This is a genomic window from Pseudomonas asiatica (assembly GCF_009932335.1).
In the GTDB taxonomy this organism is placed as follows: domain Bacteria; phylum Pseudomonadota; class Gammaproteobacteria; order Pseudomonadales; family Pseudomonadaceae; genus Aquipseudomonas; species Aquipseudomonas asiatica.
In genome coordinates this window covers 3,870,965-3,894,172 of sequence record NZ_BLJF01000001.1, presented here as the reverse complement: position 1 = coordinate 3,894,172, position 23,208 = coordinate 3,870,965, and the positions used below count along the sequence as shown (strand labels likewise).

The following is a 23,208-nucleotide window of genomic DNA, read 5'->3' as shown; positions in this document are numbered from 1 at the left end:
GTGGAATATGAGTTCACCCTCAAGTATCAATTGAGCGAAAACGAAGACACCGATGCGCTACTGGAGCGTCTGGCTGAAGGCGGATGCGATGATGCGGTGGTTGGCGTAGGTCAACCGGGCCGCTTGGCGCTTGCCTTCATCCGCGAGTCCCCTACTGCGAAAGAGGCTATCGAGAGCGCTTTGAGAGATGTTTGCAGAGTGGTGCCAGGCGCTCGCCTTATCGAAGCGACCCCCGATCTTGTAGGGCTATCCGATGTGGCTGAAATCATAGGCGTATCTCGGCAAAACATGCGGAAATTAATGTTGGCGCATTCACATAACTTCCCTGCCCCCGTGCACGATGGCAGCACTGCTCTCTGGCATCTTGCCGACATTCTGGTTTGGTTGCAGGCGCGGGGTAGTTACTCAATTGGCCAGGGCACCCTTGAACTGGCTCGCATAGCGATGGCAGTCAATATTTCAAGCGCATATGAACGGGTAGTGCTTCAGCGATACTTTTGAGTCCCCGCACCCTGCAACAAATTGTCTGCCACGGCTGCATTGGTATCTTTCAAGGGCTCGGTTTCGCTGGCCGTCGCTTCGAGCTGGCGGGCCTGGCGGTATTCGCTGGGCGTGCAGTTGCTGACCTGCTTGAAGGCACGGGCGAAGTAGGATGGGTCCTTGAAGCCGGCCTCATAGCCGATGCTGGTAATCGGCATCTGGCTGTTGACGAGCAGGTCCATGGCCAGGTTCATGCGCTTGCTCAGGATGTAATCCAGAAACCCAACGCCGTTGACTTCCTTGAACAGGCGGCTGAAGCGGGCCGTGGTCATGCCGCAGCGCTGTGCGATGTCCTTTTGGTCGATGCATTCGCGAAAATGCTGGTCGATGTATGGCATGACCTTGCTGAGCGCCTGGTGCTTGTGGTGTTCGCCGGTCAGGCGAATGCTGTCCGGCAAAGAGGGAAGGTGGTCGATGCGCTGCGCATTGCCTGAGGTCTTGCTGGCGCGGCGTATGTCGCAAAGCTGCTTGAGGACATCGATGTAGCGACTTTTCTCACCGCTTGTCAGCGGCAATACCAGATACTCCCAGACCCGCGAACGCATGGCCCAGACAGCCAGCTCTTCGGAGTGCTGCACGGTGAACATGGTGATCGGTATGGACGGTGAGTTGCGTTTCACTTCCAGCAGCAGGTTGAGGTTGAGCGTGTCGGGACGATCGAAATGCATGCAGATCATGTCTGCCTGCTGGCGTTCGGAATGCGCCACGGCCTTCGCCAGTTTGCAATCGCAGACATGACTGAACTGTGCCATCAGCGCTTCGGTGGAATGATCGCGTGTCAGATCGAACCACAACAGCAGCGGCTTTGTGCCCGGGTTAGACATCGTGACTTAACCTTATGCTGGGCAGTTTCCCTACGAGCAGCAGTATTGTCAAAACATTATTAAGTCGCCGAGCAATTTGGTTATTACCTTAGATCGTTTTTGCTTAGGGGGTTCTATGCGTTTTGTAAAACCCTGATGTTAGACAGGTTCCGCAGTCAGGCTGGTCTTTGATCATGACGACCGCTTGTCGGCTTTGAACAAACGTGCCAGAACCTTTCCCTGAGCCGGCTGCAAATGCGTACGAAAGTGCTTCTCATATTGACGCTTGCTACCTGTTTTCCTGGTGGCATTGTCACTTTTTGGATGCTGGCCAATGGCCGCAAAAAAGTCCTAGCGATTCGCAAAAATCTCCTAACGACTGTCGTCTCCCCCTGACTAGGATTCCCATCAGGTAGTGCAACCGCCACTGCCTGGGAAGAAAGATAATGTCCTTAGCGAGGTGAGCGAAATGACTCTGCAAACAATCAAGGCTTCGGTTATGAAGTTCGTCAAAGATGAGGATGGTCTGACCATCGTGGAATATGCCGTGGCAGGTGGCCTGGTAACTCTGGCTGTTGCCGCCTCATTCGATACTTTGGCGGGTGCCATAACCACTGCTCTCGGTAGGTTGTCGACTTGCATGGCCGGTAATGCCTGCTAACAAGCCTGACGCAATTGGGGGATGGGGCGATGTCCATAGAGCAGATGTCTACTTCAATCATGTTGTTAGTGCTGCTCGGTATTGCGGTGGTGAGCGACCTTCGTTGCCACCGCATTCCCAATCTACTGATTGTTGTTGGACTGGCTTTGGGCCTGATAAGCCAGGCCTATGCAAGCGGGGTCGACGGGCTTGGTAATGCTGCATTGGCCACCCTGATCGGCTTTGCGGTTTTGTTGCCCATGTACGCTCTGGGCGGGATGGCTGCCGGCGATGTTAAGTTAATGGCCATGGTCGGTAGTTTCCTGACCCCATTCAGCGCGTTGTGGGCTGTTTTTTTCAGTTTGATGGCCGGTGCGCTGTGCGGTGTGCTGATTGTCCTGTTTCGCGGCCAACTAAAGCAAACCTTGGCGCGCTATTGGCTGATAGCAAGTGCACGAGCTTACTTGGCACCGGCGGCAAATGAAGTAGCCGGCAAGCCGTTCCCTTACTCCGTGGCAATTTTGCTCGGAACTCTGGCCAGTGGCTATTGGCTTTATATCGGTCGGTAGCCTAGGAGGCTAGCCATGTATGCGATCAGCGACAGCAGTACCTACTTCAATGATCGGGAAACGGTACAGCGCCTTGCACCACAGCCGCGGACCGTCCATGAGACTGGCCTGACGGAAAGCTTTCTCGGTGATTTGCTGTGCAAGCACCTGCACGATGCCGGTACGCTGGACCTGTCGCGTTTGGTCGAGCGCCTGGCACTGACCGGTGCGGTGGTAGAAGAAGTGCTGGCCTTTCTGCGCAAGGATGGCCGCGTCGAAGTGCTGGGCCAGGTCGGTGTGCAAACGGGGGGGCAGGTGCTGCGATACGGCTTGACCGAGCGCGGCCGCGGTACCGCCCGGGATGCACTGGCGCGCAGCGGCTACATCGGCGCGGCGCCCTTCCCGGTAAGTGCCTACCGTGACCTGCTCAAGCTGCAGACCATTCACCATGGCCGCATCAGTACGCAGGACATGCACGCGGCGTTCGCTGGCGTAGTGCTCTCGGAGAGCATGCTCGATCAACTGGGCGTAGCGTTGAACTCCGGGCGCGCGATCATGATTTACGGCCCCGCAGGCACCGGCAAGACCTACGTCAGCAGCCGGTTGATTCGACTGTTCGTCGAGTCCATCTGGGTACCCCATGCCATCGAGATCAACGAGTCGGTCATCGAGGTGTATGACCCCCAGGTGCATCAACGCCTGGAGGAGGAGAGTCAACCCACCAGCCTGTTGCTGAACGAAGGCATCGATCGCCGGCTGGTGCGCTGCAAACGCCCGGTTGTGATCACTGGCGGTGAGTTGGGCATGGAGCAACTGGACGTCCGCTTCGATCCCAGTACCCGTCAGTACCAGGCCTCCTTGCAACTCAAGGCCAGCAACGGCCTGTTCATCATCGACGACATGGGGCGCCAGCGCATGGCCCCGGCCGAACTGCTCAACCGCTGGATCGTGCCGATGGAAGAGAAGCGCGACTTCCTCAACCTGGGTGGCGGGCGCCATTGCGAACTGCCGTTCGATCTGGTGCTGGTGTTCTCCACCAACCTGAATCCCCTGGAGCTGGCCGACGAAGCCTTCTTGCGGCGCATCGGCTACAAGCTGCAGTTCAGCTACCTGAAGGTCGATGAATACGAACGTATCTGGCGCCAGGAGTGCGAGCGCCTGGGCCTGGCTTACGACCCACTGCTGTTGCGCCATGCGCTACAGGCGCTGTACGAGGCCGAAGGCGTGCCGCTGGTGCCCTGCCACCCGCGCGACCTGCTGAGCATGGCGCTCGACCGCCAGCGTTACCTGGGGGGCGAGGGGGCGCTGTCGCCGCAGGAGCTGGATTGGGCCTGGCGTAGCTACTTCGTCCAGATCGACTTCCTTGGATAAGGAGATGCAGACATGAGTGCCCGTACGCTGATCCTCATTGCCGTTTCCCTGACCCTGGGGCTCGGTGCCGCCTTGATGGCCAACAACTGGCTTGATGGCCGGCTCAACGCGGCCCCGGATGACAAGATGAAGAACGTGGTGGTCGCCGCGGTGGAAATTCCATTCGGGCAGATGATCGAGGCCCAGCAGGTCGCCATTGTGCGCATGCCCAAGGATGCGGTGCCTGACGATGCCTTCGACAGCAATGAAAAGGTGATTGGCAAGATCGCCACCTTCGCCCTGCTGCGCGGCGACGTGCTGCGCAGCGCACGTGTGGCTGAGCACCTGGGTGGCAGTACCCTGGCTTCGCTGATCGCCCCGGACAAACGAGCCATTTCGGTGCGTGTGGATGACGTGGTCGGGGTGGGGGGGTTCCTGTTGCCGGGCAACCGGGTCGATGTACTGGCGACCAAGCGCAGCGACGGTAGCAGTAATGACTCAGAGTCCAGGACCATTCTCCAGGACTTGCGCGTGCTGGCAGTGGACCAGACGGCGGGGACGGACAAGACACAACCTGTAGTGGTGCGTGCCGTGACCCTGGAAATGTCGGCCAAAGAGGCCGAGGTACTGGTCAAGGCGCAATCGGAAGGGAAGTTGCAACTGGCCCTGCGTAACCCGCTGGATGCTCAGAAGCAACCGCAAGCCGTTGCCGCTGCCGCACCGGTCCAGGCTGCGCCGCCAGTAGCCAAACCCCAACCAAAACCGGTGGCAAAGGGTAACGGTGGAGTAGGCGCGGTCACCATTATCCGGGGGACTGAAGTTGAAGTAGCGAAAGCAAGGTTTTAAGGCGGCAGGCGTCCGAATGGCTAACGTTCGGCAGGAACAAGAATACCTCGCAAGGAGTTGTGCATGAATACTTTGCAGAGACTAGGGATGTACCTGTTGTGCGGGCTGGGTACGCAACTGCTGTTCGTCGGTGTGACGCAGGCTGCAGAACCGGGATCGGGATACAGCGCCATGTCGGCGGCCAGCACCAATATGGTCCAGGTGCCCATCTACAAGTCGCGGACGATCAGCGCTCGTACGCCGGTGAGGAAAATCTCGGTCGGCAACCCGGATATCGCCGATATCCTGATCACCAGCCCGACCCAGCTCTACCTGCTCGGCCGTTCCCTCGGCACTACCAACGTATTGCTGTGGGACAGCAACAACCGCTTGATCGAGACCATGGATGTGGAGGTCGTGCATGACCTCACCGGGCTCAAGACCAAACTGCACCAGCTGCTGCCCGAGGAGAACATCGAGGTGTTCAGCGCACAAGGCGCGTTGGTACTGCGTGGTCAGGTGCGCAGCGCCGCGGCCATGGACACAGCGATGAAAGTGGCCAAGACCTATGCCGCGCAGACCTCGAGTGTGGTGCAAGGCAAGGGTGAAGCCGCCGAGGCGGCACCAGCCCAGTCGCTGGAGGTGATCAACCTGCTCAGCGTCGGTGGCAGCCAGCAGGTGATGCTGGAAGTGAAAGTGGCAGAGATGCAGCGCAGCCTGATCAAGAACCTCAACGTGCGCTTCAATGCCCTTGGCTCATCCGGCAACTGGAGCGGTGGCGGGTTCAACAATGGTCAAGGACTGGGCCTGACTCCGGGCGGCGGGTCGATCCTTTCGCCAGGTTCGCTGATTGGTGGCGGCAAAGGCTTGTTCGCCCAGTTCCTGTCCGACGATTTCCTCTTCAATGTGGTGCTGGAAGCGTCCAAGGACAATGGTTCGGCCAAGGTGCTGGCCGAGCCAACGCTCACCACTCTTACCGGCCAGCAGGCGGAGTTCATTTCCGGTGGCGAGTTCCCGATCCCGATCACCGAGGATGATGGCATCACCATCGAGTACAAGGAATTCGGTGTCGGCGTGAAGTTCCTGCCGGTGGTGCTCGACTCCGGTCGTATCAACCTCAACCTGAATGTCTCGGTGAGCGAGCTTTCCAACGTCAACTCGCTGGTACTCGACACTGGCCTGAACAGTATTCTGGGCGATGGTGTTACCCAGGTCATTCCGTCGCTGACCAAGCGCAGCGCCGAGTCCACGGTCGAACTTGGCAATGGCCAGACCATCGCCATTGCCGGTCTTATCAGCGAAAACACCCGCGATTTCGTCAGCCGTTTCCCTGGGCTGGGGGACCTGCCGATACTCGGGCACCTGTTCCGCAGCCAGTCGTTCATCAACGGTGAAACCGAACTGGTGATCCTGGTGACGCCGCACCTCGCCAAGCCCGTGGATGCCAAGGCGGTGCGCCTGCCCACCGAGAAATTCGTCGAGCCCAGTGACCTGGACTTCTACCTGCTCGGCAAGACCAAGGGCAGCGAGCCCGGGCGCGCGGTGCCCGTCAGCCTAGGGGTCAGCGGTGGCAACTTTGGCCATGACCTGAACTGATCGGAGAGAACCAGCATGAGAAGCATGATCGTGTGTTGCGCGCTGCTGTCGGGGTTGTCGGGTTGCATGTCCTACGACGAAGGGCGCGTTGGCCCGCTGGGCTACAGCGTCTACCAGACCACCTACCAGCAAATTGCCGATAAAGAGGTAGCTGCAAACCCAGGTATCGAACTGCCCGCTGTGGGCGCCGATGGGCCATTGCTGGAGAAGGTGATGAATAGTTATCGGGGGACGACCGGCGATGCCCAGCAGGTCGGTCAGCCGATTCAGATCCAACTGAGTAATGATTGAGGGCGTGACCATGACTCCTCGAGCTCAACGGATGTTCACCGCGCCGCCAGGTCAACAGCGGGGGGCAGTGACTGTCATCATCGTGATCGCTCTGGTTGCGATTTTGATGATGGCCGCGTTGGTGCTCGATGGCGGTCACATGTTGTTGAACAAGACCCGGCTGCAAAATGCCGTGGATGCCGCTGCTCTCAGTGGCGCAAAAACCCTTAGTCAGGTGATGGGCACTGGCAATGCTGCCAGTACCACGCGTGATGCCGCGCTCTCCACTCTGCAAAAAAATGCCAGTGCCACCGGCAACCAGGAGCTGGCGGCGGCAATCGGCGGCAACCCTGGCGGATTCGCGGTGGTGGAGTTGGCAGACAATGTTTATGGGCCTTTCTCCTACCCGGGACCGGCCAATGCCACCTACGTACGGGTCTCGGTGGCGAATTATTCACTGGCGGGATTTTTCTGGAACTTTGCCCAGTCATTCACCGAGGGCGCCGCTACTACCAAGAGTGTGACGGCAATTGCCACCGCCGGACCGAGTCCGACCAGCCCCTGTGATCTTGCACCACTGCTGGTCTGTGGCAACCCGGCTCAATACAACCCGGATGCAGGCATGTTCTGGGGGTATCGCTTTGGTGACCTGGAGGTCTTGAAATCGGCTGCCAAGAACAGCGACCCGATTGGCCCGGGCAACTTCCAGCTGCTCGATTTCGGCGCTGGTGGCAAGACCGTTGGCGACCTGATGGCCGGCGGCGGTTCGGTTTGCCGCAATGTCGGTGACAACGCGGACACCAAGCCTGGCAACACGGTTGGCCCGTCCGTCAAAGGTCTGAATACCCGATTCGGCGAGTACTCCGGGTCGTTGAAGAGTTCGGATTATCCACCCGACCTGGTGACGACCTATAGCAACCCGGTGATGAAGTACAACGACAAGACCACGCCTCACCAGGTGGAGCAGCAGGGGCAACTTGTCACGTCGAGCAATGGCAACCTGTCTGCTGGCGGTACACCGCTGTTCGACTACAACGACTATGCCGCGCAGACCGCCGCATGTGTCGCCGGCGGGGGGGCGGGGTGCCAGTCGAACGGGGTTTTCGAGCGGCGCATGTTGAAGATCGTGGTGGGGGACTGCTCCGGCAAGAACTCGGGAGCCTCGTCGATTCCGGTCATCGGTTTCGGTTGTTTCTTTGTGGTGCAGCCGGCCGACAACTCGGGTGGGGATTCGCAGATCTTCGGCCAGTTCGTCAAGCAATGTGAAGGCGACGGTGTGCCCGGGCCTACGCCGCAGGACGATTCCGGCCCGCAGATCATCCAGCTGTACAAAACCTTTATCAGTGGCAGTGGCACACCGAGCACCGACTCCTAGGAGCGCGTCATGGAACTTCATCGGCTCAAGCGTGCGCAGCGCCAGCAAGGGGTGGCAATCGTCGAATTCACCATCACCCTGCCGCTGATGCTCCTGACCTTGCTGGCCTTCGGCGAATTCGGCCGAATGCTTTACCAGTACAACAGCCTGCTGCAGGGCAGCCGTGATGCCGCGCGCTTCGTCGCCAGCCAGGCCTGGAGCTCGACCCTTGGCAAGGTCGAGGTGAGCGCCGATCTCGAGTGCATGACCAAGTACGTGGCGGTGCATGGTGCGCCTTCCACGCCGCCCTGCAGCCTGACCGGGATGCCCGCCAACACTACCGTGCAGGTTGCCAAGGTGGCGGGTACCAACGACCACGTGCAGGTGACCATCAGCGCGGTCTTTTCCCCGCTGATCGCCAGCGGTATTCCGGCATTTATCGGCAACGGCACGGCGCTGAACTTCCCGTTGGTCGCTACCACCGTGATGAGGGCACTGTGATGAAGCGCAGAAGCATGCAGGGCGTTTACGTGGTGGAGTTCGCCATTGTCAGTGCGTTGATGTTCACGCTGCTGTTCGGGGTGCTGGAAATAGGCCGGCTGTACTACACCGTGAACGTCTTGAATGAGTCCGTGCGGCGTGGCGCACGCCTGGCTGCGGTGTGCAATATCAGCGATCCAGTGGTGCTGCGCAGGGCCATATTCAACAGTGCGGGCGACAGTGGTGCCAGCACCCTGCTGGCCGGCCTGGACACCTCGGACCTGACCCTGCGTTACCTGGACAAGAACGGTGCACAGGTCGCCAACCCCGGTGATCTGGTAAGTGCAACCGGGTTTGCCGCCGTCCGCTATGTGCAGCTGACGCTGCAGAACTTTCAATTCAGCCTGTTTATTCCAGGTTTTGGGGTGCCCATTACCCTGCCAGTATTCAAGGCGACCTTACCTCGAGAGAGCCTCGGGCGTCATACCGAGGCGGATGTCGTACCGGAGATCACGCCATGCTGAATCTTAGGGAATCTTCCGTATCCGCTACCTCCATCAAACCCGGGATGCGTCTGTTGATCAGCAGCTCCGACGCCTTGGCCTTGCGCCAGCTGCAAGAAATCTGTCAGCGCATCGCCGGTCTGGAGGTGAATGTTCGCCAGGTCAGCAATGGGCATTGCGACCCGTTGTACGGGCTGGACCGGATGCCCGATTTCCTGCTGCTGCGCGTTGGTCAGCTGTGGCATGAGGAACTGGCGGCCCTGTTGCAACGCCCGGCCCATGAGCGCCCGCCGCTGTTGGTGTGTGGCCTGCTGGACGATCGGGAAGGCATGCGCCTGGCGATGCAGGCCGGTGCGCGCGACTTTCTGCCGGAGCCCATCGTTGCCACGGAGCTTATCGCTGCCTTGAACCGTATGGTCATGGAAACCCAGACCAACAGCACGGCAACAGGCAAACTGGTCGCGGTGATAAATGCCAAGGGTGGCTCCGGCGGCACGGTGCTGGCCTGCAACCTGGCGCATCAGCTCAGCCTCAAGGGCAACACCCTGTTGCTTGACCTGGACCTGCAGTTTGGCAGCGTGTCGCATCATCTGGATGTGGCGCAGTCGCACAGTCAACTGGACGTGTTGCAGCAGATAAAAGAAATGGATGGTGTTGCACTTCGCGGCTTCTGCAGCCATTTCAGCCCGTCCTTGCATGTGCTTGGCAGCCGCGCCAATGAGCTGTGCCTGCCGCAGGATGTCCAGGCCGAACAGCTCGATGCGCTGCTGCAGCTGGCCCGGGCCAACTATGACTGGGTTGTGGCGGACTTGCCGCGGCAGATCGACCATATCACCGCTTCGGTGCTGGAGCAGGCCGACCGGGTGTATGTCGTGGTGCAGCAGAGCGTCAACCACTTGCGCGACGCCAGTTCCCTGGCGCGCATTCTGCGCGATGACCTGGGCGTACGCGGCAACCAGCTGGAGGTGGTGGTCAACCGCTACGACAAGGCGGCGCCGGTCAGCCTCAAGGATATCGGCGAGGCGCTGCGTTGCACCAATATCGTGAAACTGCCGAATGACTTCAGCGTTATCAATCAGAGCCAGAACACAGGTGTGCCATTAGGCCTGCAAGCACCTCGCTCCGCGATCACCCAAGCGCTGCGTGGGCTGGCCGAGGAATTGGTGGGCAAGCAGGTGGCCACAGACAGCGGACTGTTCAAACGCGCCTTCAAACGTGTTTTTCGGGGGTGAACCATGCTTAGCGATTTCCGTAACCGTTTGCGCAAACAGGCAGTCACCTCCGAGGCATCGACGCCGTCGAAGCAGGGTGGCGGCGCTAAGGACCCGGCAGAGGCGCTGATGGCGTGGGAACATTCGGCACCGGATGTTCTGTTTGAAACGAAAAGCCAGGTCACATCGGTGGAAGCCGAGTGGCGGGAGAAAACCTATCAGCAACTGCTCAAGGTCATGGACCTTTCCTTGCTCGACTCGCTCGAGCAGGCCGAGGCCGTGCGGCAGATCCGTGATATCTGCCAGCGTCTGCTCGATGAGCATTCGGCGCCGGTAAGCTCAGCCAGTCGCCAGTTGATCATCAAGCAGATCACCGACGAAGTGCTTGGCCTTGGCCCGCTGGAGCCACTGCTGGCCGACCACACGGTGTCCGATATCCTGGTCAACGGGCATGACTCTGTGTACGTCGAACGGTTCGGCAAGTTGCAGCGCACCGATGTGCGTTTTCGCGATGATCAGCACCTGCTGAACATTATCGACCGCATCGTCTCCAGCCTCGGCCGGCGTATCGACGAGTCTTCGCCGTTGGTCGATGCACGCCTCAAAGACGGTTCACGGGTCAATGCGATCATCCCGCCGCTTGCCATCGACGGGCCAAGTATCTCGATACGCCGCTTTGCGGTGGACCTGCTCAATACCGACAGCCTGATCCAGGCGGGCGCGCTGACGCCGGCCATCGCCTTGCTGCTCAAGGCGATCGTGCGGGGCCGGCTGAACGTGCTGATCTCCGGCGGCACCGGCTGCGGCAAGACCACCATGCTCAATGTGCTGTCCAGTTTCATTCCGCATAACGAGCGCATCGTCACCATCGAGGACTCGGCCGAACTGCAGCTGCAGCAGCCACATGTGGTGCGCCTGGAAACACGGCCTGCGAACATCGAGGGGCGTGGCGAGGTGGGCCAGCGTGAGCTGGTGCGCAACAGCCTGCGGATGCGCCCAGACCGTATCGTGATCGGTGAGGTGCGTGGCGCCGAGGCGCTGGACATGCTGACGGCGATGAACACCGGGCACGATGGCTCACTGACTACCATCCACGCCAACACCGCGCGCGATGCGTTGGGCCGGGTCGAGAACATGGTCTTGATGTCTGGCGCTACATTCCCGATCAAGGCCATGCGCCAGCAGATCGCCTCGGCCATCGATGTGGTGATCCAGCTGGAGCGGCAGGAAGACGGCAAGCGGCGGTTGGTCAGTGTGCAGGAGATCAACGGCATGGAGGGTGAAATCATCACCATGACCGAGATCTTCTCTTTTGTTCGCAGTGGCGTGGGCGAGCAGGGCCAGGTGCTTGGTGACTTTCGGCCAAGTGGCATGGTCCCGGCTTTTCGCGATGCCTTGGCCAAGCGCGGGATCGAGTTGCCTTTGTCGATGTTCAGGCCTGAATGGATGGAGGCTCGTCAATCATGAGCCAGATACCTGGTGAATACATCCTGATATTTCTTGGCATGGTGTTCGTTGCCGTGTTTCTTCTCAGCCAAGGCCTGGTGGTCCCGGTGTTCGGCGAGGCGGGCAAGGTACGCAAGCGTATCCGCAGCCGACTTGTGCTCCTGGAGCGGGCAAGCCATCTGCCGAACATGCAGACCGTGCTGCGGCAGAAATACCTGACGCGCTTGTCGCCGCTGGAGGCGCGGCTCGAGCAATTGCCCTTCATGGCGACGCTGACGCAACTGATCGAGCAGGCCGGCCATGAGTACCGGGCCTATCGGGTACTGCTGCTGGGGTTGGCTCTGGCAGCGGCTGCCGGGATGCTGGCCTGGATGTTCTTCCCTTACTGGTGGCTGGCGCTGGCGGCAGCGTTCGTGGCGTTCTGGCTGCCACTGCTGAAAATCTCCCATGACCGTGGCAGGCGTTTCGCCAAGTTCGAGGAGGGCTTGCCCGATGCGCTGGAAGCCATGTGCCGGGCGTTGCGCGCCGGGCACCCCTTCAATGAAACCCTGCGTTTGGTGGCAGATGAACACAAGGGACCTGTTGCGCATGAATTCGGTCTGACTTTCGCCGATATCAATTACGGTAATGATGTACGCAGGGCCATGCTTGGCCTTCTGGAGCGGATGCCAAGCATGACGGTGATGATGCTGGTCACCTCGATCCTCATTCACCGTGAGACTGGCGGCAACCTGACGGAAGTACTGGAACGGCTGAGCAATTTGATACGCGGGCGTTTCCGGTTTCAGCGCAAGATCAAGACAATGTCGGCCGAGGGGCGAATGTCAGCCTGGGTGTTGATAGCCATACCCTTTGTATTGGCGGCTGCGATCGTTGTCATGAACCCCGCGTACTTGACGTTGCTGGTCAAGGATCCCGTTGGGCAAAAGCTGATCATTGGGGCTTTTGGCTCCATGTTGGTGGGGATTTTCTGGATTCGTAAAATCATTCGTATCCAGGTTTAGGCAGTTCTCGCATGAGGGCGTAGGTCATGGATTATTTGATCGGTTTGTTGAGCCAGGTCACGGACAACGAGGCACTGACTCGCATGCTGCTCATTGGTGCGATCGGGATGAGCACGGTCATTGCGGTGATCACTGTGACGTTACTGGTGCTGGGGCTGCAGAGCCCTCTTCAACGTCGTCTTGCATTGATCAAACGTGGCCACGCTAGCGCTGCGACTGGGCGGGAGGCACCAGGCAACCTGCAGCTTCTACTGGAGCGGGTCGGTCGGCGCCTTGGCCCTGCTGCGGAAGGGGAGGTATCAACCACCCGAACCCTGTTGACCCACGCGGGGTATGGCTCGGCGTCAGCGGTACAGGTGTATTGGGCGGTGCGTTTGCTGTTGCCGCTGATACTTGTTGGTGTCTCGCTGTTGACACTACCACTGGTTCCCAACTTTTCCTCGACCAAGATTATCGTCGTGGTGGTGATGGGGGCTGCTGTCGGATGGCTGCTGCCGGCAGTGTATGTCGACAAGCGCAAGAAGGCTCGTCAAGAGCGGTTGCGTGCGGCCTTTCCTGATGCGCTGGATTTGATGGTGGTTTGCGTGGAGTCGGGCCTGGCGTTGCCACAGGCTATCGAGCGGGTGGCTGAAGAAATGTCAGTCAGCCAGGCCGAGTTGGCTGAGGAACTGGCCTTGGTCAATGCGCAGATCCGCGCCGGTGTTTCCAGTACTGAAGCGCTCAGGCAACTGGCGGAGCGCACCGGTCTTGAAGACATTCAGGGCCTGGTCAGCCTGTTGGCACAGAGCATCCGCTTCGGCACCAGCGTAGCGGCCACCTTGCGCATCTATGCCGAGGAGTTTCGTGACCGGCGCATGCAGGCCGCGGAGGAAATGGGCGCGAAAATCGGAACAAAGCTAGTTTTTCCGCTAATTTTCTGTCTGTGGCCAAGCTTTTTTCTGGTTGCCATCGGCCCGGTGATCATCGGGATACTTAGAATGTTCGGGAAGCTATGACATGAACAGGATCAGCTTGCTGTTGACCATGATAGCCGTGCTTTCGGGGTGCCAGAGCACAGGGCCTGACCTGAACGGGGTGCGTTCTGTCTACTCCGGTGGCAATTCGGTGCTCTACCAGGTGCAGTCGCAGAGCAACTCGCCCGACCAGGCAATGCAGATGGCCGCGATGGCTTACCAGGCCGGTGACCTGGACCAAGCACTGTACCAGTACCTGCGCGTCCTCGAGCTGGCGCCCGAACGTTATGAGGCCTTGGTCTGGGTTGGCCGTATCCACCGCGAACGGGGCAATAACCAGCTTGCCGAGATGGCCTTCACCGAGGTACTGGGCAAGGCACCTGAAAACCCCGATGCCCTGACGGAAATGGGCCTGCTGAATCTGTCCATGCGTAAACATGAGCAGGCCAAGGTAATGCTGTTGAAAGCAGTTGCCGTGGATCAGAAACGCTTCGTCAAGGACCCGGCCAACAGCCAGACAGGGGCGGCTGCGCTCAGGGTCGACAGCAAGTCACCGCTCAAGGCCTATAACGGGCTGGGGGTGTTGGCGGATCTGGCCGACAACTTCGCCGAGGCGCAAACCTACTACCGCCTGGCCGAACTCATCGATCCACGTTCGGCGTTGGTGCAGAACAGCCTGGGGTATTCCTACTACATGGCCGGGCAATGGTCTGAAGCTGAACTCAGGTACAAGCGAGGGGTGAGCTACGACGGCACCTACAAGCCGCTGTGGCGCAACTATGGACTGCTGCTGGCTCGCATGGGGCGCTATGAGGAGGCTGTGTCTGCCTTCGAACAGGTCGAAAAGCGTGCCGAGGCCAGCAATGATGTCGGCTATGTCTGCCTGGTGGAAGGCAAGCTGGATGTGGCCGAGCAGTTTTTCCGCAGCGCGATCGAGTTGTCGCCGGGGCACTACCCCGTCGCCTGGGAAAACCTGAACAGGGTCCAGCAGATTCGGCAAATCCGCCAGCTGGGCGGCGATGTAGCGATGCCCGAGCCGGTTGCAGTTGGCCCGGCCGTGCAGGTGACAACCGCGTCGGCGCCTTGATGGGGTTCCGCGGGCAAGCGCTGATGCCTGTCAGATAGCGTAAACGGGGCTGCTACGCAGCCCATCGCCGGCAAGCCGGCTCCCACAGGTACCGCGCAGAATTCAGGAGTTGCGCGATCCCTGTGGGAGATTGCCCAGCCCTTTTGGGCTGCGCTGTCGCGCAGAGAACATATTTCGCTCGTCTGACGCGTCCTTTGTAGGAGCAGCCTTGTGCTGCGAAGAGGCCGGTACTGACAAAGCCTGTCTGTTGCTTGTACCGGCCTCTTCGCAGCACAAGGCTGCTCCTACAGAACCTCGCCGAACCAATGAGTCAGGTGTTGTTCTACGAGAGCTGGCTTGCCGGCGTTGGGCCGCCAAGCGGCCCCCAATTGGTCCACTTCACCTGTGGGTGAGCGGTGCTTCAATAGCCAACGCTGCTGGCCCCAACGGATGCGTACTGGCATCAAAGAAGTGCAGCACTGTCCCCGGCATATCCCCGAACCTGTCGACAAAATGCTGCTTCTGGTTGATCACCGATGCCTCGCTCAATGGCCGTATGGCAATCGACAGATGCTTCGGCCGGGCCTGTCGGATGGCTTCGAGCAGATGCTGGTCACTGCTGTCCAGGTGCAGCCCGAACAGGCATAGCCCCTGGCTTTCCCGCGCCAGTTGCCCCAGGCACCAGCCCAGGTAGTCAGAGTTGCGGATGGCGCGCAGCTTCTCGTCGCTGCGGTCTTCGTTGACGAACAGCGGCACTTCGCCCGGGATGTTCACGGCAAAACCATCGAGCAGTTCGGCGCTGTCGGCACTGCGTTGGCGGGTGGTGCCGTCGGGCAGCTTGAGCAGGTGCAGGCCGCCATGCAGGTGCAGTACCCGCGTGCCTTCGCCGTTGGTGCGGCGCACGTCGAAAAAGCCTTGCTCGTCGAACAGTTCGGCGAAACCCTGCGGGGCGTGTTGCACGGCCCACGGTAGCAGCAGGTCGTAGTTGCTGGTGTAGACGCTGCGGTAGCCACGCAGCGCCTGGTTGAGGGTAGCCAGGGTCGTGGCCGGCATGAGTGGCCACGGCAGGTGCACCGTGCGTACGGCGTGGATCAGCGCTTCCTTGATCGAGTAGTAGCGGTTCAGCGGCGCGGTGGAGTTGATGGCCAGCGCGGCGTTGGTGCGCACGGTGGTGTTGAGGGCGCTGAGCACCGGCTCGAACAGTTCCGTACCCAGTGACTTGAACAGTGCCTGGTCGCTGACGGCCAGGCCTTTCTTGCGCCCGGCACGTTGCGCTTCCTCGAACAGCGAGAAGTAGCCGAACGGCTTCCACAGCACGCGGCTGGCGCCGTTGCCCAGCAGCAGGGCGTCGCAAGGGTGGCGGGCGGCGAGTTCCGGCCAGGGGGTGAGGGTGGCGTCTAGTGCGGGCATGCTGGGGTCCGTTGGGTGGAGCGGGAACGGGGGCGACTTTAGCATGTCATGCAAAGTGTGCGAGGGTTGGTGTCCAGGCAACTGCTTTGTGCAGCCTGTACTGGCCCTATCGCCGGCAAGCCAGCTCCCACGGTTCGCCACAGGCCTTGAGAGCAGTGCAGTACCTGTGGGAGCCGGCTTGCTGGCGATATGGCCAGTAGCAACGACGCAATGCTTCAACCTTGTTCAGCCCGTTGCTCAACGCGACTCCTGTTACGCCAAACCCGATAGGCGCGAATGCCCGCCCGCACCGAGCCGAACAGCAGTTTGTCTTCCATCTCCCGGGCCATCCCCGAGCGCACCAGCATGCGCAGGAAGGTGCCGCGAGCGCGGGCGATGGCAAAGAAGATGCCCTGCGCGGCCAGGGTGTCGCGCACTTCGCGCAGGGCGGCGATGCCGCTGACGTCGATGCTGGTTACCGCTTCGGCATCGAACAGCACGGCCCTGGGCCGTTCCTGGCTCTGCACCGCTTCGAGCAGGCGCATCTTGAAGTAGTCGGCGTTGAAGAACAGGATCGCGTCGTCGAAGCGGTACACCACAAGGCCTGGCACGGTGCGGGCATCCTTGTGTTTGCGGATGTCCACCTGGCCTTCGGTGCCGGGCAGCCAGCCAAGCACCGCGTCGGTGGGCTGATAGATGCTGTACAGCAGGCGCAGGATCGCCAGGGTCACGGCAAACACGATGCCGGGCAGCACACCCAGGGTCAGCACACCGACCGTGGTCAGCAGGCACAGCCAGAACTCGAAGCGGCTCAGGCGGCGGATATGCTTCAGCGACTTGATGTCGATCAGCCCCCAGCCTGCCATCAGCAGCACGGCACCCAGCGCGGCCTGCGGGATCCACGCCATCGGCGCGGTGAAGAACAACAGGATCAGGGCGATGACCAGTGCTGCGATGATGCCCACCAGTTGGCTCTTGCCACCGACCATGTCGTTGACCGCAGTGCGCGAGTCTGCACCGCTGATGGCAAAGCCCTGGGAAACCCCGGCAGCCAGGTTGCTTACGCCCAGGGCGACGAATTCGTGGTTGGCGTTGATCGCGTAGCCGTGCCGGGCGGCAAAGCTGCGTGCGGTGAGCATGGCGCTGCAGAAGCTGACGGTGGCGATACCCAGGGCGTCGCGCAGCAGGCTTTTCATTTCTGCCAGGTTACTGTGTGGCCAGGCCAGCTGCGGGATGCCGGCAGGTACCGGGCCGAGAATGGCGACGCCAAAGCGGTCAAGGCCGAGCAGCCCGACCAGCAGCATGAACAGCGCCACTACAGTTAGCGCCGCAGGCAGGTGGGGGTAGCGTCGTGGCAACCAGATCAGCAGGCCCAGTGCGGCGATGCCGATGAGCAGCGTCACCCAGTGGATTTCGCCCAGGCGCTGGAAGAAGTTGATCAGGCTGAGGATGAAACCGTCGCCCTCGATCTTGAACCCCACCACCTTGGACAACTGCCCGGCGATCAGGCTCAGGCCGATACCGTTGAGATAACCGATCAGGATCGGCCGCGAGAAGAAGCTGGCGATGAACCCCGCCCGGGCCACCCCAGCCGCGATCAGCATTACCCCGACCAGCAAGGTGACGATCACCGACAGCTCGGCAATCCGGTGCGGTTCGCCCATGGCCAACGGCGCCACGGCGCCGGCGATCATCGCGCAAGTGGCGGCGTCTGGGCCGACCATCAGCTGGCGCGAGCTTCCGATCAGGGCATAGACCATCATCGGCAGCACACAGGCATACAGGCCGTACTGCGGCGGTAGGCCGACGATCTGCGCGTAGGCGATGGCAATGGGAATCTGGATCGCCGCCACCGAGAGGCCGGCCTGCAGGTCGGCGTGGAACCACTCGCGGCGGTAGTGCAGCAGGTTGGCAAGGCCCGGTAGCCAGCGGGAGAGAAACATGCGTCGTCCTTTCGAAATGCTTCACGAATCCATCCACGCATTGAAGCGGATCGGCAGGCAAATGGCCATGGGGCAGGTCAAAGGGAGGGGGGAGAAACGAAAAAAGGAGCCTGGGCTCCTTTTGACAGCGATGACGTTGCTGGAACGCCATGCGGGAATGCGATGTGGAGCGGGTAGAGGGAATCGAACCCTCAACTAAAGCTTGGGAAGCTTTCGTTTTACCACTAAACTATACCCGCGTTTGCGCAGCACTTTTTACCAGAACCCTCAACGAATTAGAAGCCCAAGTTATTAAAAAGCTTGTCGGCGCCCCATGGTTTGCGGGTTTGAGCCACACGACGCCGAGTTGCTCAGATGGCCAATGCATGCTGCTCCTGTTTTACAGGCTGGTAACGTTGACGAGGTTCACGCACGGTTGGCTTCAGGAACCCCAGCATGACACTGCGAGTGTCCTCGCAAGCGGCCTTGTGTTCCATATCCAGGAAGTGGCCTGCATCGCGGATCACGCTGAAGTGGCTGCGTCCCACGTGCTTGCTGAACTGCCGCGCATCTTCGACCGTGGTGTACTCGTCGCGGTCACCATTGATGAAAAGTACCGGGATGTCGATATTGCGTGCACCATCCAGCGCCCGCCCCAGGTCATGTTGCAGCACCTCGTTGATGTGGAAGTGCATCTGCGCATACTCGTGGCTGTCCAGGCTGCTGACATGGCGGTAGTTGAAGCGCTTGAACAGTGACGGCAGGTGCTTGCCGATGGTGTCGTTGATCAGGTTGCCGACCTGATAACGGTCGCAGGCGGCCAGGTACTGGCAACCACGGTCCAGGTAGTCGCGCATCGGTTCGTTGATCACCGGTGAGAACGAACTCACCACTGCCTTCTTCACGCCCCGCGGCTGGTGCGCCAGCGCCAGCAGCGTACTTGCGCCACCCCACGAGAACGACATCACGTGGTCTGCCTGGAAGTGCTCGATCAGCTCGAGGAGAATATGCGCTTCGGTCTCCTTGCTGATAAAGCGTTCCTGGCGATTGTGCGGCTTGGATTTGCCAGCGTATGGCTGGTCGAACAGTACAACGTTGAACTGCGGGTGCAGGTTACGTACCGTCTGGGCGAACGAGGCCGTGGTGGCAAGCGAGCCATTGATCAGGATGATCGTATTCTCGGCCGCATCCGCGCGATAGAACTCCGTGTAAACCCGATACTGACCTTGGATATCAAGTACAGCGATTTCTGGCCTCATGTCATCGACTCCTGGCGCAAAAAGGGTATTCGCGTCACCTAGGGTGCACGTTCTTTATGACAGGTAGGCATTTGCCTGAAGAGAAACCGGGGGGCCCTGTGTCGATCCTTGGCACGTGCGTCGACGGTATTGTTTTTGGCGGGCAATTCGCCGTGCCCCAAGGCATCGAGGCCTTGGGTGGCCGGCAAAAAGTGTCTTCGACTGCGGTCGTGACTTGGTAGTCACATGCAGACTGACGATTTGGATTCAAGCAGTGGGTCGGGAATCCCGCAAGTGCCGTTCGGGGGGAAATGTGACTTTTGTCGCTGAGCGGTCGTATGACGACCCTGATCTGTCTGGTCCGGCCCTTTCCACGTTTCGAGTCAGGCTTTGCGTGCTACGCGGCCCCTGTGGGAGCGGGCGAGCCCGCGAAGAGGCCGGAACAGCCAACCTAGACCGTCGCTATTTCATCCGCCGTCAGCTCACGAAACGCCCCTGGCGCCAACCCCGGGTCCAGCCGGATCGCCCCCATGCTCTCCCGATGCAACCCCACCACCTTGTTGTCGAAATGGCCGAACATGCGCTTCACCTGGTGATAGCGCCCTTCGACGATCGACAGCCGTGCCTGGCGCGGCCCGAGGATGTCCAGCTGGGCGGGCAGGGTGGTGAGGTCTTCGAAAGCGAAGTAGAAGCCCTCGAGGAACTTGGCCACATAGTGCTCGCCAATCTCGTCCTCGGTTTGCACCAGGTAGTGCTTGGGCAGCTTGGTCGCGGGCTGGGTAAGCCGGCGTGACCATTGGCCATCGTTGGTCAGGATCATCAAGCCCGTGGTGTTGAAGTCCAGGCGCCCGGCAATGTGCAGGTCCTCACGCAAACCGGCTGGCAGCAGGTCGAGCACGGTGCGGTGTTGCGGGTCCTGGGTGGCGCTGACGCAGCCTGCGGGCTTGTGCAACATCAGGTAGCGTGCCGGGCGGCCAGCCTGCAGCAGCTGGTCGTCCAGCTCCACGCGGCTGAATTCGCGCACTTCGGCCAGTGGGTCGCTGACCACTTGGCCATCCACCCGCACGCGGCGTTGCGCCAGCATCAGACGGACTTGCTGGCGGTTGTGGCTGGGCAGGTTGGCGAGGAAACGGTCGAGGCGCATGGCAAACGGTCAGTCGGAAGCGGGGGAGCGAAGTTGTTCTTCGACGGCGGCGCAGCGCGGGCACAGGCAGGCTTTGTCGCGCAGCTCGGCGGGCAGGGCCTCGAGCACGGCAGGGTCGATGGTCACGCTGTAACACCAGCAGGCCTGGGTGGCCCGGCGCGGATCGGCCAAGCTGCACTGGTTGAGGGCGCCACAAGCGGGGCAGTGCTGGTTGTCGGGCATGGCTGCCGCTCACCTGTATCAAATTGTTGCAGAAATGGCACTGCACCTTGGCGGCACTGTCTTATTCAACGTCGATGATCGCATTTCGCATCGATGCTCGCCAGCGCCGCTGTTCGGGCACTCCAGCGGTCCAGGAGGCCGCCATGTCCTATCGAATCCTGTTGATCGCCCTGCTGGGGCTGATGACTTCCGCCTGCGTTCCGTACTACGAGAGCGGGGGCTATTACCGATCGGACCACTACTACTCCGACCGTTATGTGTCACCGGATTATTACCGCTATGACCGCTATTACGTAGCGCCGCAGCCCCGTTATTACTATCAGCCTGCGCCACGCTACTACTACCGCTCGGCGCCCGCGCCTCACTACCGGTCTCATCCGCAGCCGGGGATGAAGCAATGGTATGGCAACCCACGAAACGACTATGGCAACCGCCAGCGGTATGACTATGGGCGCGACCGGGACCGTCATGATTATCGCGGTGGCAGCCAGCGCTACCAGCAGAATGACCGTTGGCACTCTAGCGGGCGGGGGGATAGTGACCGACGCGGGGACGGGCGGCGTGGGCACGGGCAAGGGGGGAACTGGCAGCGGTAGGTGAATTGAAAACCGGGGGCGCGTTGCGCCCCTTTCGCGACGCAAGGCCGCTCCCACAGGTACGGCGCAGCATTGGAAACCATCGCTGTACCTGTGGGAGCGGCCTTGTGTCGCGATGGGCTGCAATGCAGCCCCAACTTCTCGAAGCTACCCGAGATCCGCCAGCGGATGCCGCCCCTCCCACACCTTGGCAAAATGCGCCTCCACCACCGCCGCCGGCACTTGCGCCACATCGGGCCAGTGCCAGTGCGGCTGGTTGTCCTTGTCCAGCAAGCGCGCACGCACGCCTTCGCTGAATTCCGGGTGGCGGCAGCAGTTCAGGCTCATGCTGTATTCCATCTGAAACACCTGCGCCAACGACAGCTGCCGTGCCCGGCGGATCTGTTCCCACACCAGGTGTGCGGTCAGCGGGCAACCTTCATGCAACCGTTGGCCGGCATCTGCCAGCAGCGGGTCGTCGTGGTGCTTGAGCCCCTCCAGCGCACGCCAGGCGGCTGCTGCGTCGGCCACGTCGAGTAACTGATCGATTACCTGTCGCCGCGGCAGCCACTGGGCCTGGGGCAACTCGGCGCAGGCGCGGTGCTGTTCGGCCTTGAGCAGGCTGTTCAGTTGCAGGGTAGTTTGTTCCTGCCAGTTCAGCTGCAGCAGTTCCTCGATCAGCGCCTCTTGCTGGTGCTCACCCAGAAAGCGGTCGGCCAGGCCCAGGTCCAGGGCGTCGTGGGCATTGATCGGCGCGCCTGTCAGGCCGAGGAACAACCCCAGCTTGCCCGGCAGGCGGGCAAGGAACCAGCTGGCGCCCACGTCCGGGTACAGGCCGATGCTGATTTCCGGCATGGCCAGCCGACTGCTGGGGGTGACAATACGCACATTGGCGCCCTGCAGCAGGCCCATGCCACCACCCAGCACATGCCCGTGCCCCCAGCACAGCAACGGCTTGGGATAGGTGTGCAGGGCAAAGTCCAGGCGGTATTCGGCGGCGAAGAAGGTGGCGGCCAGCGGGGGCACGCTACCAGGGTGGTCGCGGCAGGCTTGTACCAGCGCACGCACATCACCGCCGGCACAGAAGGCCTTGGCACCGTTGCCGCGCAGCAGCACGCAGACGATTCCCGGGTCGCGAGCCCAGGCGTGCAACTGTTCGCCCAATACCTCGATCATCGGCAGGCTCAGCGCATTGAGCGCCTTGGGCGCATCCAGGGTGGCGATGCCGATGCGGGCGCCATCGGCGCCGGTGAGTACCTCGCAATGAATGGCCATGGACTACCTCGCGCAAGTCATCGCCCAAGTATGGCTTGCCTGGCCGAACATGCCGGTCGTCGGTCGGATCGTTTGACAAGCGGGAAGGGCTTACCTAGTGTCGCGCCATTGTTTATGGAAGGCCCCATGACTGACGACGATCGCATCAAACTCGAACCCAGCTGGAAGGCCGCCTTGCGCGCGGAATTCGACCAGCCCTACATGCATCAGTTGCGCGAGTTCCTGCGCAGCGAGTACGCCGCCGGCAAAGAGATCTACCCGCCAGGGCCGTTGATCTTCAACGCGCTCAACTCGACGCCGCTGGAGCAGGTGAAGGTGGTCATCCTTGGCCAGGACCCTTACCACGGGCCGGGTCAGGCGCATGGCCTGTGCTTCTCGGTGCAACCGGGCGTGGCCACGCCACCTTCGCTGGTCAACATCTACAAGGAGCTGCAGCGCGACCTGAACATCCCGATTGCCAGTCATGGCTACCTGCAGAGCTGGGCCGAGCAGGGCGTGCTTTTGCTCAACACGACCATGACCGTGGAGCGTGCCAATGCCGCGTCGCATGCCAAGAAGGGCTGGGAGTTCTTTACCGACCGGATCATCCAGGTGGTTAGCGAGCAGTGCCCGAACGTGGTGTTCCTGCTGTGGGGCTCGCATGCGCAAAGCAAGCAGAAGCTGATCGACGGGACCAAGCACCTGGTGCTGAAATCGGTGCATCCATCACCGTTGTCGGCTTACCGTGGGTTCCTGGGGTGCGGGCATTTCAGCCGGGCCAACAGTTTCCTCCAGCAGCGCGGGCTGGCGCCGATCAACTGGGCATTGCCACCGCTGTGATCACCTGAAAGAACGCGTCGCCTGCTTCGCGGGCT

General features: G+C 60.9%; 24 protein-coding genes and 1 tRNA gene. 17 read left to right on the top strand and 8 right to left on the bottom strand.

The features are described 5' to 3' along the window. Positions 1-501 carry a helix-turn-helix transcriptional regulator gene (locus GYA95_RS18060; RefSeq protein ID WP_015271630.1) on the top strand — a complete coding sequence of 167 codons (501 nt, stop codon included), beginning with the start codon at positions 1-3 and terminating at the stop codon, positions 499-501. On the opposite strand, the gene GYA95_RS18055 is transcribed toward GYA95_RS18060, so the two are convergent. Next, a complete protein-coding gene (locus tag GYA95_RS18055; protein ID WP_061303741.1) occupies positions 486-1,364 on the bottom strand; it encodes a response regulator transcription factor in 879 nt (292 codons plus the stop codon). The genes GYA95_RS18060 and GYA95_RS18055 overlap by 16 nt on opposite strands. A 448-nt stretch (positions 1,365-1,812) precedes the next feature. Between GYA95_RS18055 and GYA95_RS18050 the strand changes: the two genes are divergently transcribed. The 14 genes from GYA95_RS18050 (at position 1,813) to GYA95_RS17985 (ending at position 14,610) form a co-directional block, all read left to right on the top strand. Beyond that, the gene (locus GYA95_RS18050; protein WP_015271628.1) at positions 1,813-2,004 is read left to right on the top strand and encodes a Flp family type IVb pilin; all 192 of its coding nucleotides are present in this window, start codon (positions 1,813-1,815) and stop codon (positions 2,002-2,004) included. A gap of 29 nt (positions 2,005-2,033) precedes the next feature. Next, on the top strand, positions 2,034-2,552 hold the full coding sequence (locus tag GYA95_RS18045) for an A24 family peptidase (RefSeq protein WP_015271627.1): 519 nt from the start codon (positions 2,034-2,036) through the stop codon (positions 2,550-2,552). 15 nt (positions 2,553-2,567) lie between these two features. Beyond that, positions 2,568-3,902, top strand: coding sequence for a DEAD/DEAH box-containing ATP-dependent helicase (locus GYA95_RS18040; protein ID WP_015271626.1), 1,335 nt, complete (start codon positions 2,568-2,570; stop codon positions 3,900-3,902). Between the two features lie 12 nt (positions 3,903-3,914). Continuing rightward, positions 3,915-4,727, top strand: a complete 813-nt coding sequence (gene cpaB, locus GYA95_RS18035) for a Flp pilus assembly protein CpaB (protein WP_015271625.1) — start codon at positions 3,915-3,917, stop codon at positions 4,725-4,727. 87 nt (positions 4,728-4,814) lie between these two features. Then, positions 4,815-6,302 carry a type II and III secretion system protein family protein gene (locus GYA95_RS18030; protein ID WP_015271624.1) on the top strand — a complete coding sequence of 496 codons (1,488 nt, stop codon included), beginning with the start codon at positions 4,815-4,817 and terminating at the stop codon, positions 6,300-6,302. Between the two features lie 15 nt (positions 6,303-6,317). Then, positions 6,318-6,593: a hypothetical protein gene (locus GYA95_RS18025; RefSeq protein WP_043935887.1), complete on the top strand. Its 276-nt coding sequence runs from the start codon at positions 6,318-6,320 to the stop codon at positions 6,591-6,593. Between the two features lie 31 nt (positions 6,594-6,624). Next, complete coding sequence (locus GYA95_RS18020) at positions 6,625-7,947, top strand: TadE/TadG family type IV pilus assembly protein (protein ID WP_015271622.1); 1,323 nt, start codon at positions 6,625-6,627, stop codon at positions 7,945-7,947. Between the two features lie 9 nt (positions 7,948-7,956). Continuing rightward, positions 7,957-8,427, top strand: a complete 471-nt coding sequence (locus GYA95_RS18015) for a TadE/TadG family type IV pilus assembly protein (RefSeq protein WP_015271621.1) — start codon at positions 7,957-7,959, stop codon at positions 8,425-8,427. Beyond that, the gene (locus GYA95_RS18010; RefSeq protein ID WP_015271620.1) at positions 8,427-8,930 is read left to right on the top strand and encodes a TadE/TadG family type IV pilus assembly protein; all 504 of its coding nucleotides are present in this window, start codon (positions 8,427-8,429) and stop codon (positions 8,928-8,930) included. The genes GYA95_RS18015 and GYA95_RS18010 overlap by 1 nt, the downstream gene beginning before the upstream one ends. Next, entirely contained in the window at positions 8,924-10,141 is a 1,218-nt protein-coding gene (locus GYA95_RS18005; RefSeq protein ID WP_043935884.1) for an AAA family ATPase, read from the top strand. The genes GYA95_RS18010 and GYA95_RS18005 overlap by 7 nt, the downstream gene beginning before the upstream one ends. Before the next feature lie 3 nt (positions 10,142-10,144). Next, positions 10,145-11,587, top strand: coding sequence for a CpaF family protein (locus GYA95_RS18000; protein WP_043935883.1), 1,443 nt, complete (start codon positions 10,145-10,147; stop codon positions 11,585-11,587). Next, complete coding sequence (locus tag GYA95_RS17995) at positions 11,584-12,570, top strand: type II secretion system F family protein (RefSeq protein ID WP_015271617.1); 987 nt, start codon at positions 11,584-11,586, stop codon at positions 12,568-12,570. The genes GYA95_RS18000 and GYA95_RS17995 overlap by 4 nt, the downstream gene beginning before the upstream one ends. A 26-nt stretch (positions 12,571-12,596) precedes the next feature. Further along, positions 12,597-13,565, top strand: coding sequence for a type II secretion system F family protein (locus tag GYA95_RS17990; protein ID WP_015271616.1), 969 nt, complete (start codon positions 12,597-12,599; stop codon positions 13,563-13,565). A 1-nt stretch (position 13,566) separates the two neighbouring features. After that, entirely contained in the window at positions 13,567-14,610 is a 1,044-nt protein-coding gene (locus GYA95_RS17985) for a tetratricopeptide repeat protein (protein WP_015271615.1), read from the top strand. A 378-nt stretch (positions 14,611-14,988) separates the two neighbouring features. Here the strand turns inward: GYA95_RS17985 and GYA95_RS17980 are convergent, their stop codons facing one another. The 6 genes from GYA95_RS17980 to GYA95_RS17955 all read right to left on the bottom strand — a co-directional run bounded on the left by GYA95_RS17980 (position 14,989) and on the right by GYA95_RS17955 (position 20,504). Then, entirely contained in the window at positions 14,989-15,999 is a 1,011-nt protein-coding gene (locus GYA95_RS17980; RefSeq protein ID WP_015271614.1) for a DUF4917 family protein, read from the bottom strand. A 215-nt stretch (positions 16,000-16,214) separates the two neighbouring features. Next, positions 16,215-17,921 carry a SulP family inorganic anion transporter gene (locus tag GYA95_RS17975; protein ID WP_015271613.1) on the bottom strand — a complete coding sequence of 569 codons (1,707 nt, stop codon included), beginning with the start codon at positions 17,919-17,921 and terminating at the stop codon, positions 16,215-16,217. Between the two features lie 165 nt (positions 17,922-18,086). Next, positions 18,087-18,160: transfer RNA gene (locus tag GYA95_RS17970), tRNA-Gly, on the bottom strand. A gap of 111 nt (positions 18,161-18,271) precedes the next feature. Beyond that, positions 18,272-19,159, bottom strand: a complete 888-nt coding sequence (locus GYA95_RS17965; RefSeq protein ID WP_013974016.1) for an alpha/beta fold hydrolase — start codon at positions 19,157-19,159, stop codon at positions 18,272-18,274. Between the two features lie 430 nt (positions 19,160-19,589). Continuing rightward, positions 19,590-20,282: a pseudouridine synthase gene (locus GYA95_RS17960; RefSeq protein ID WP_015271612.1), complete on the bottom strand. Its 693-nt coding sequence runs from the start codon at positions 20,280-20,282 to the stop codon at positions 19,590-19,592. Between the two features lie 9 nt (positions 20,283-20,291). Further along, complete coding sequence (locus GYA95_RS17955) at positions 20,292-20,504, bottom strand: cysteine-rich CWC family protein (RefSeq protein WP_015271611.1); 213 nt, start codon at positions 20,502-20,504, stop codon at positions 20,292-20,294. A gap of 143 nt (positions 20,505-20,647) precedes the next feature. Between GYA95_RS17955 and GYA95_RS17950 the strand changes: the two genes are divergently transcribed. Next, complete coding sequence (locus GYA95_RS17950) at positions 20,648-21,100, top strand: lipoprotein (protein WP_015271610.1); 453 nt, start codon at positions 20,648-20,650, stop codon at positions 21,098-21,100. Between the two features lie 147 nt (positions 21,101-21,247). Here the strand turns inward: GYA95_RS17950 and GYA95_RS17945 are convergent, their stop codons facing one another. Next, complete coding sequence (locus GYA95_RS17945; RefSeq protein WP_015271609.1) at positions 21,248-22,354, bottom strand: enoyl-CoA hydratase/isomerase family protein; 1,107 nt, start codon at positions 22,352-22,354, stop codon at positions 21,248-21,250. A gap of 126 nt (positions 22,355-22,480) precedes the next feature. Between GYA95_RS17945 and ung the strand changes: the two genes are divergently transcribed. After that, positions 22,481-23,173 carry a uracil-DNA glycosylase gene (gene ung, locus GYA95_RS17940; RefSeq protein ID WP_015271608.1) on the top strand — a complete coding sequence of 231 codons (693 nt, stop codon included), beginning with the start codon at positions 22,481-22,483 and terminating at the stop codon, positions 23,171-23,173. Positions 23,174-23,208 lie beyond the last annotated feature (35 nt).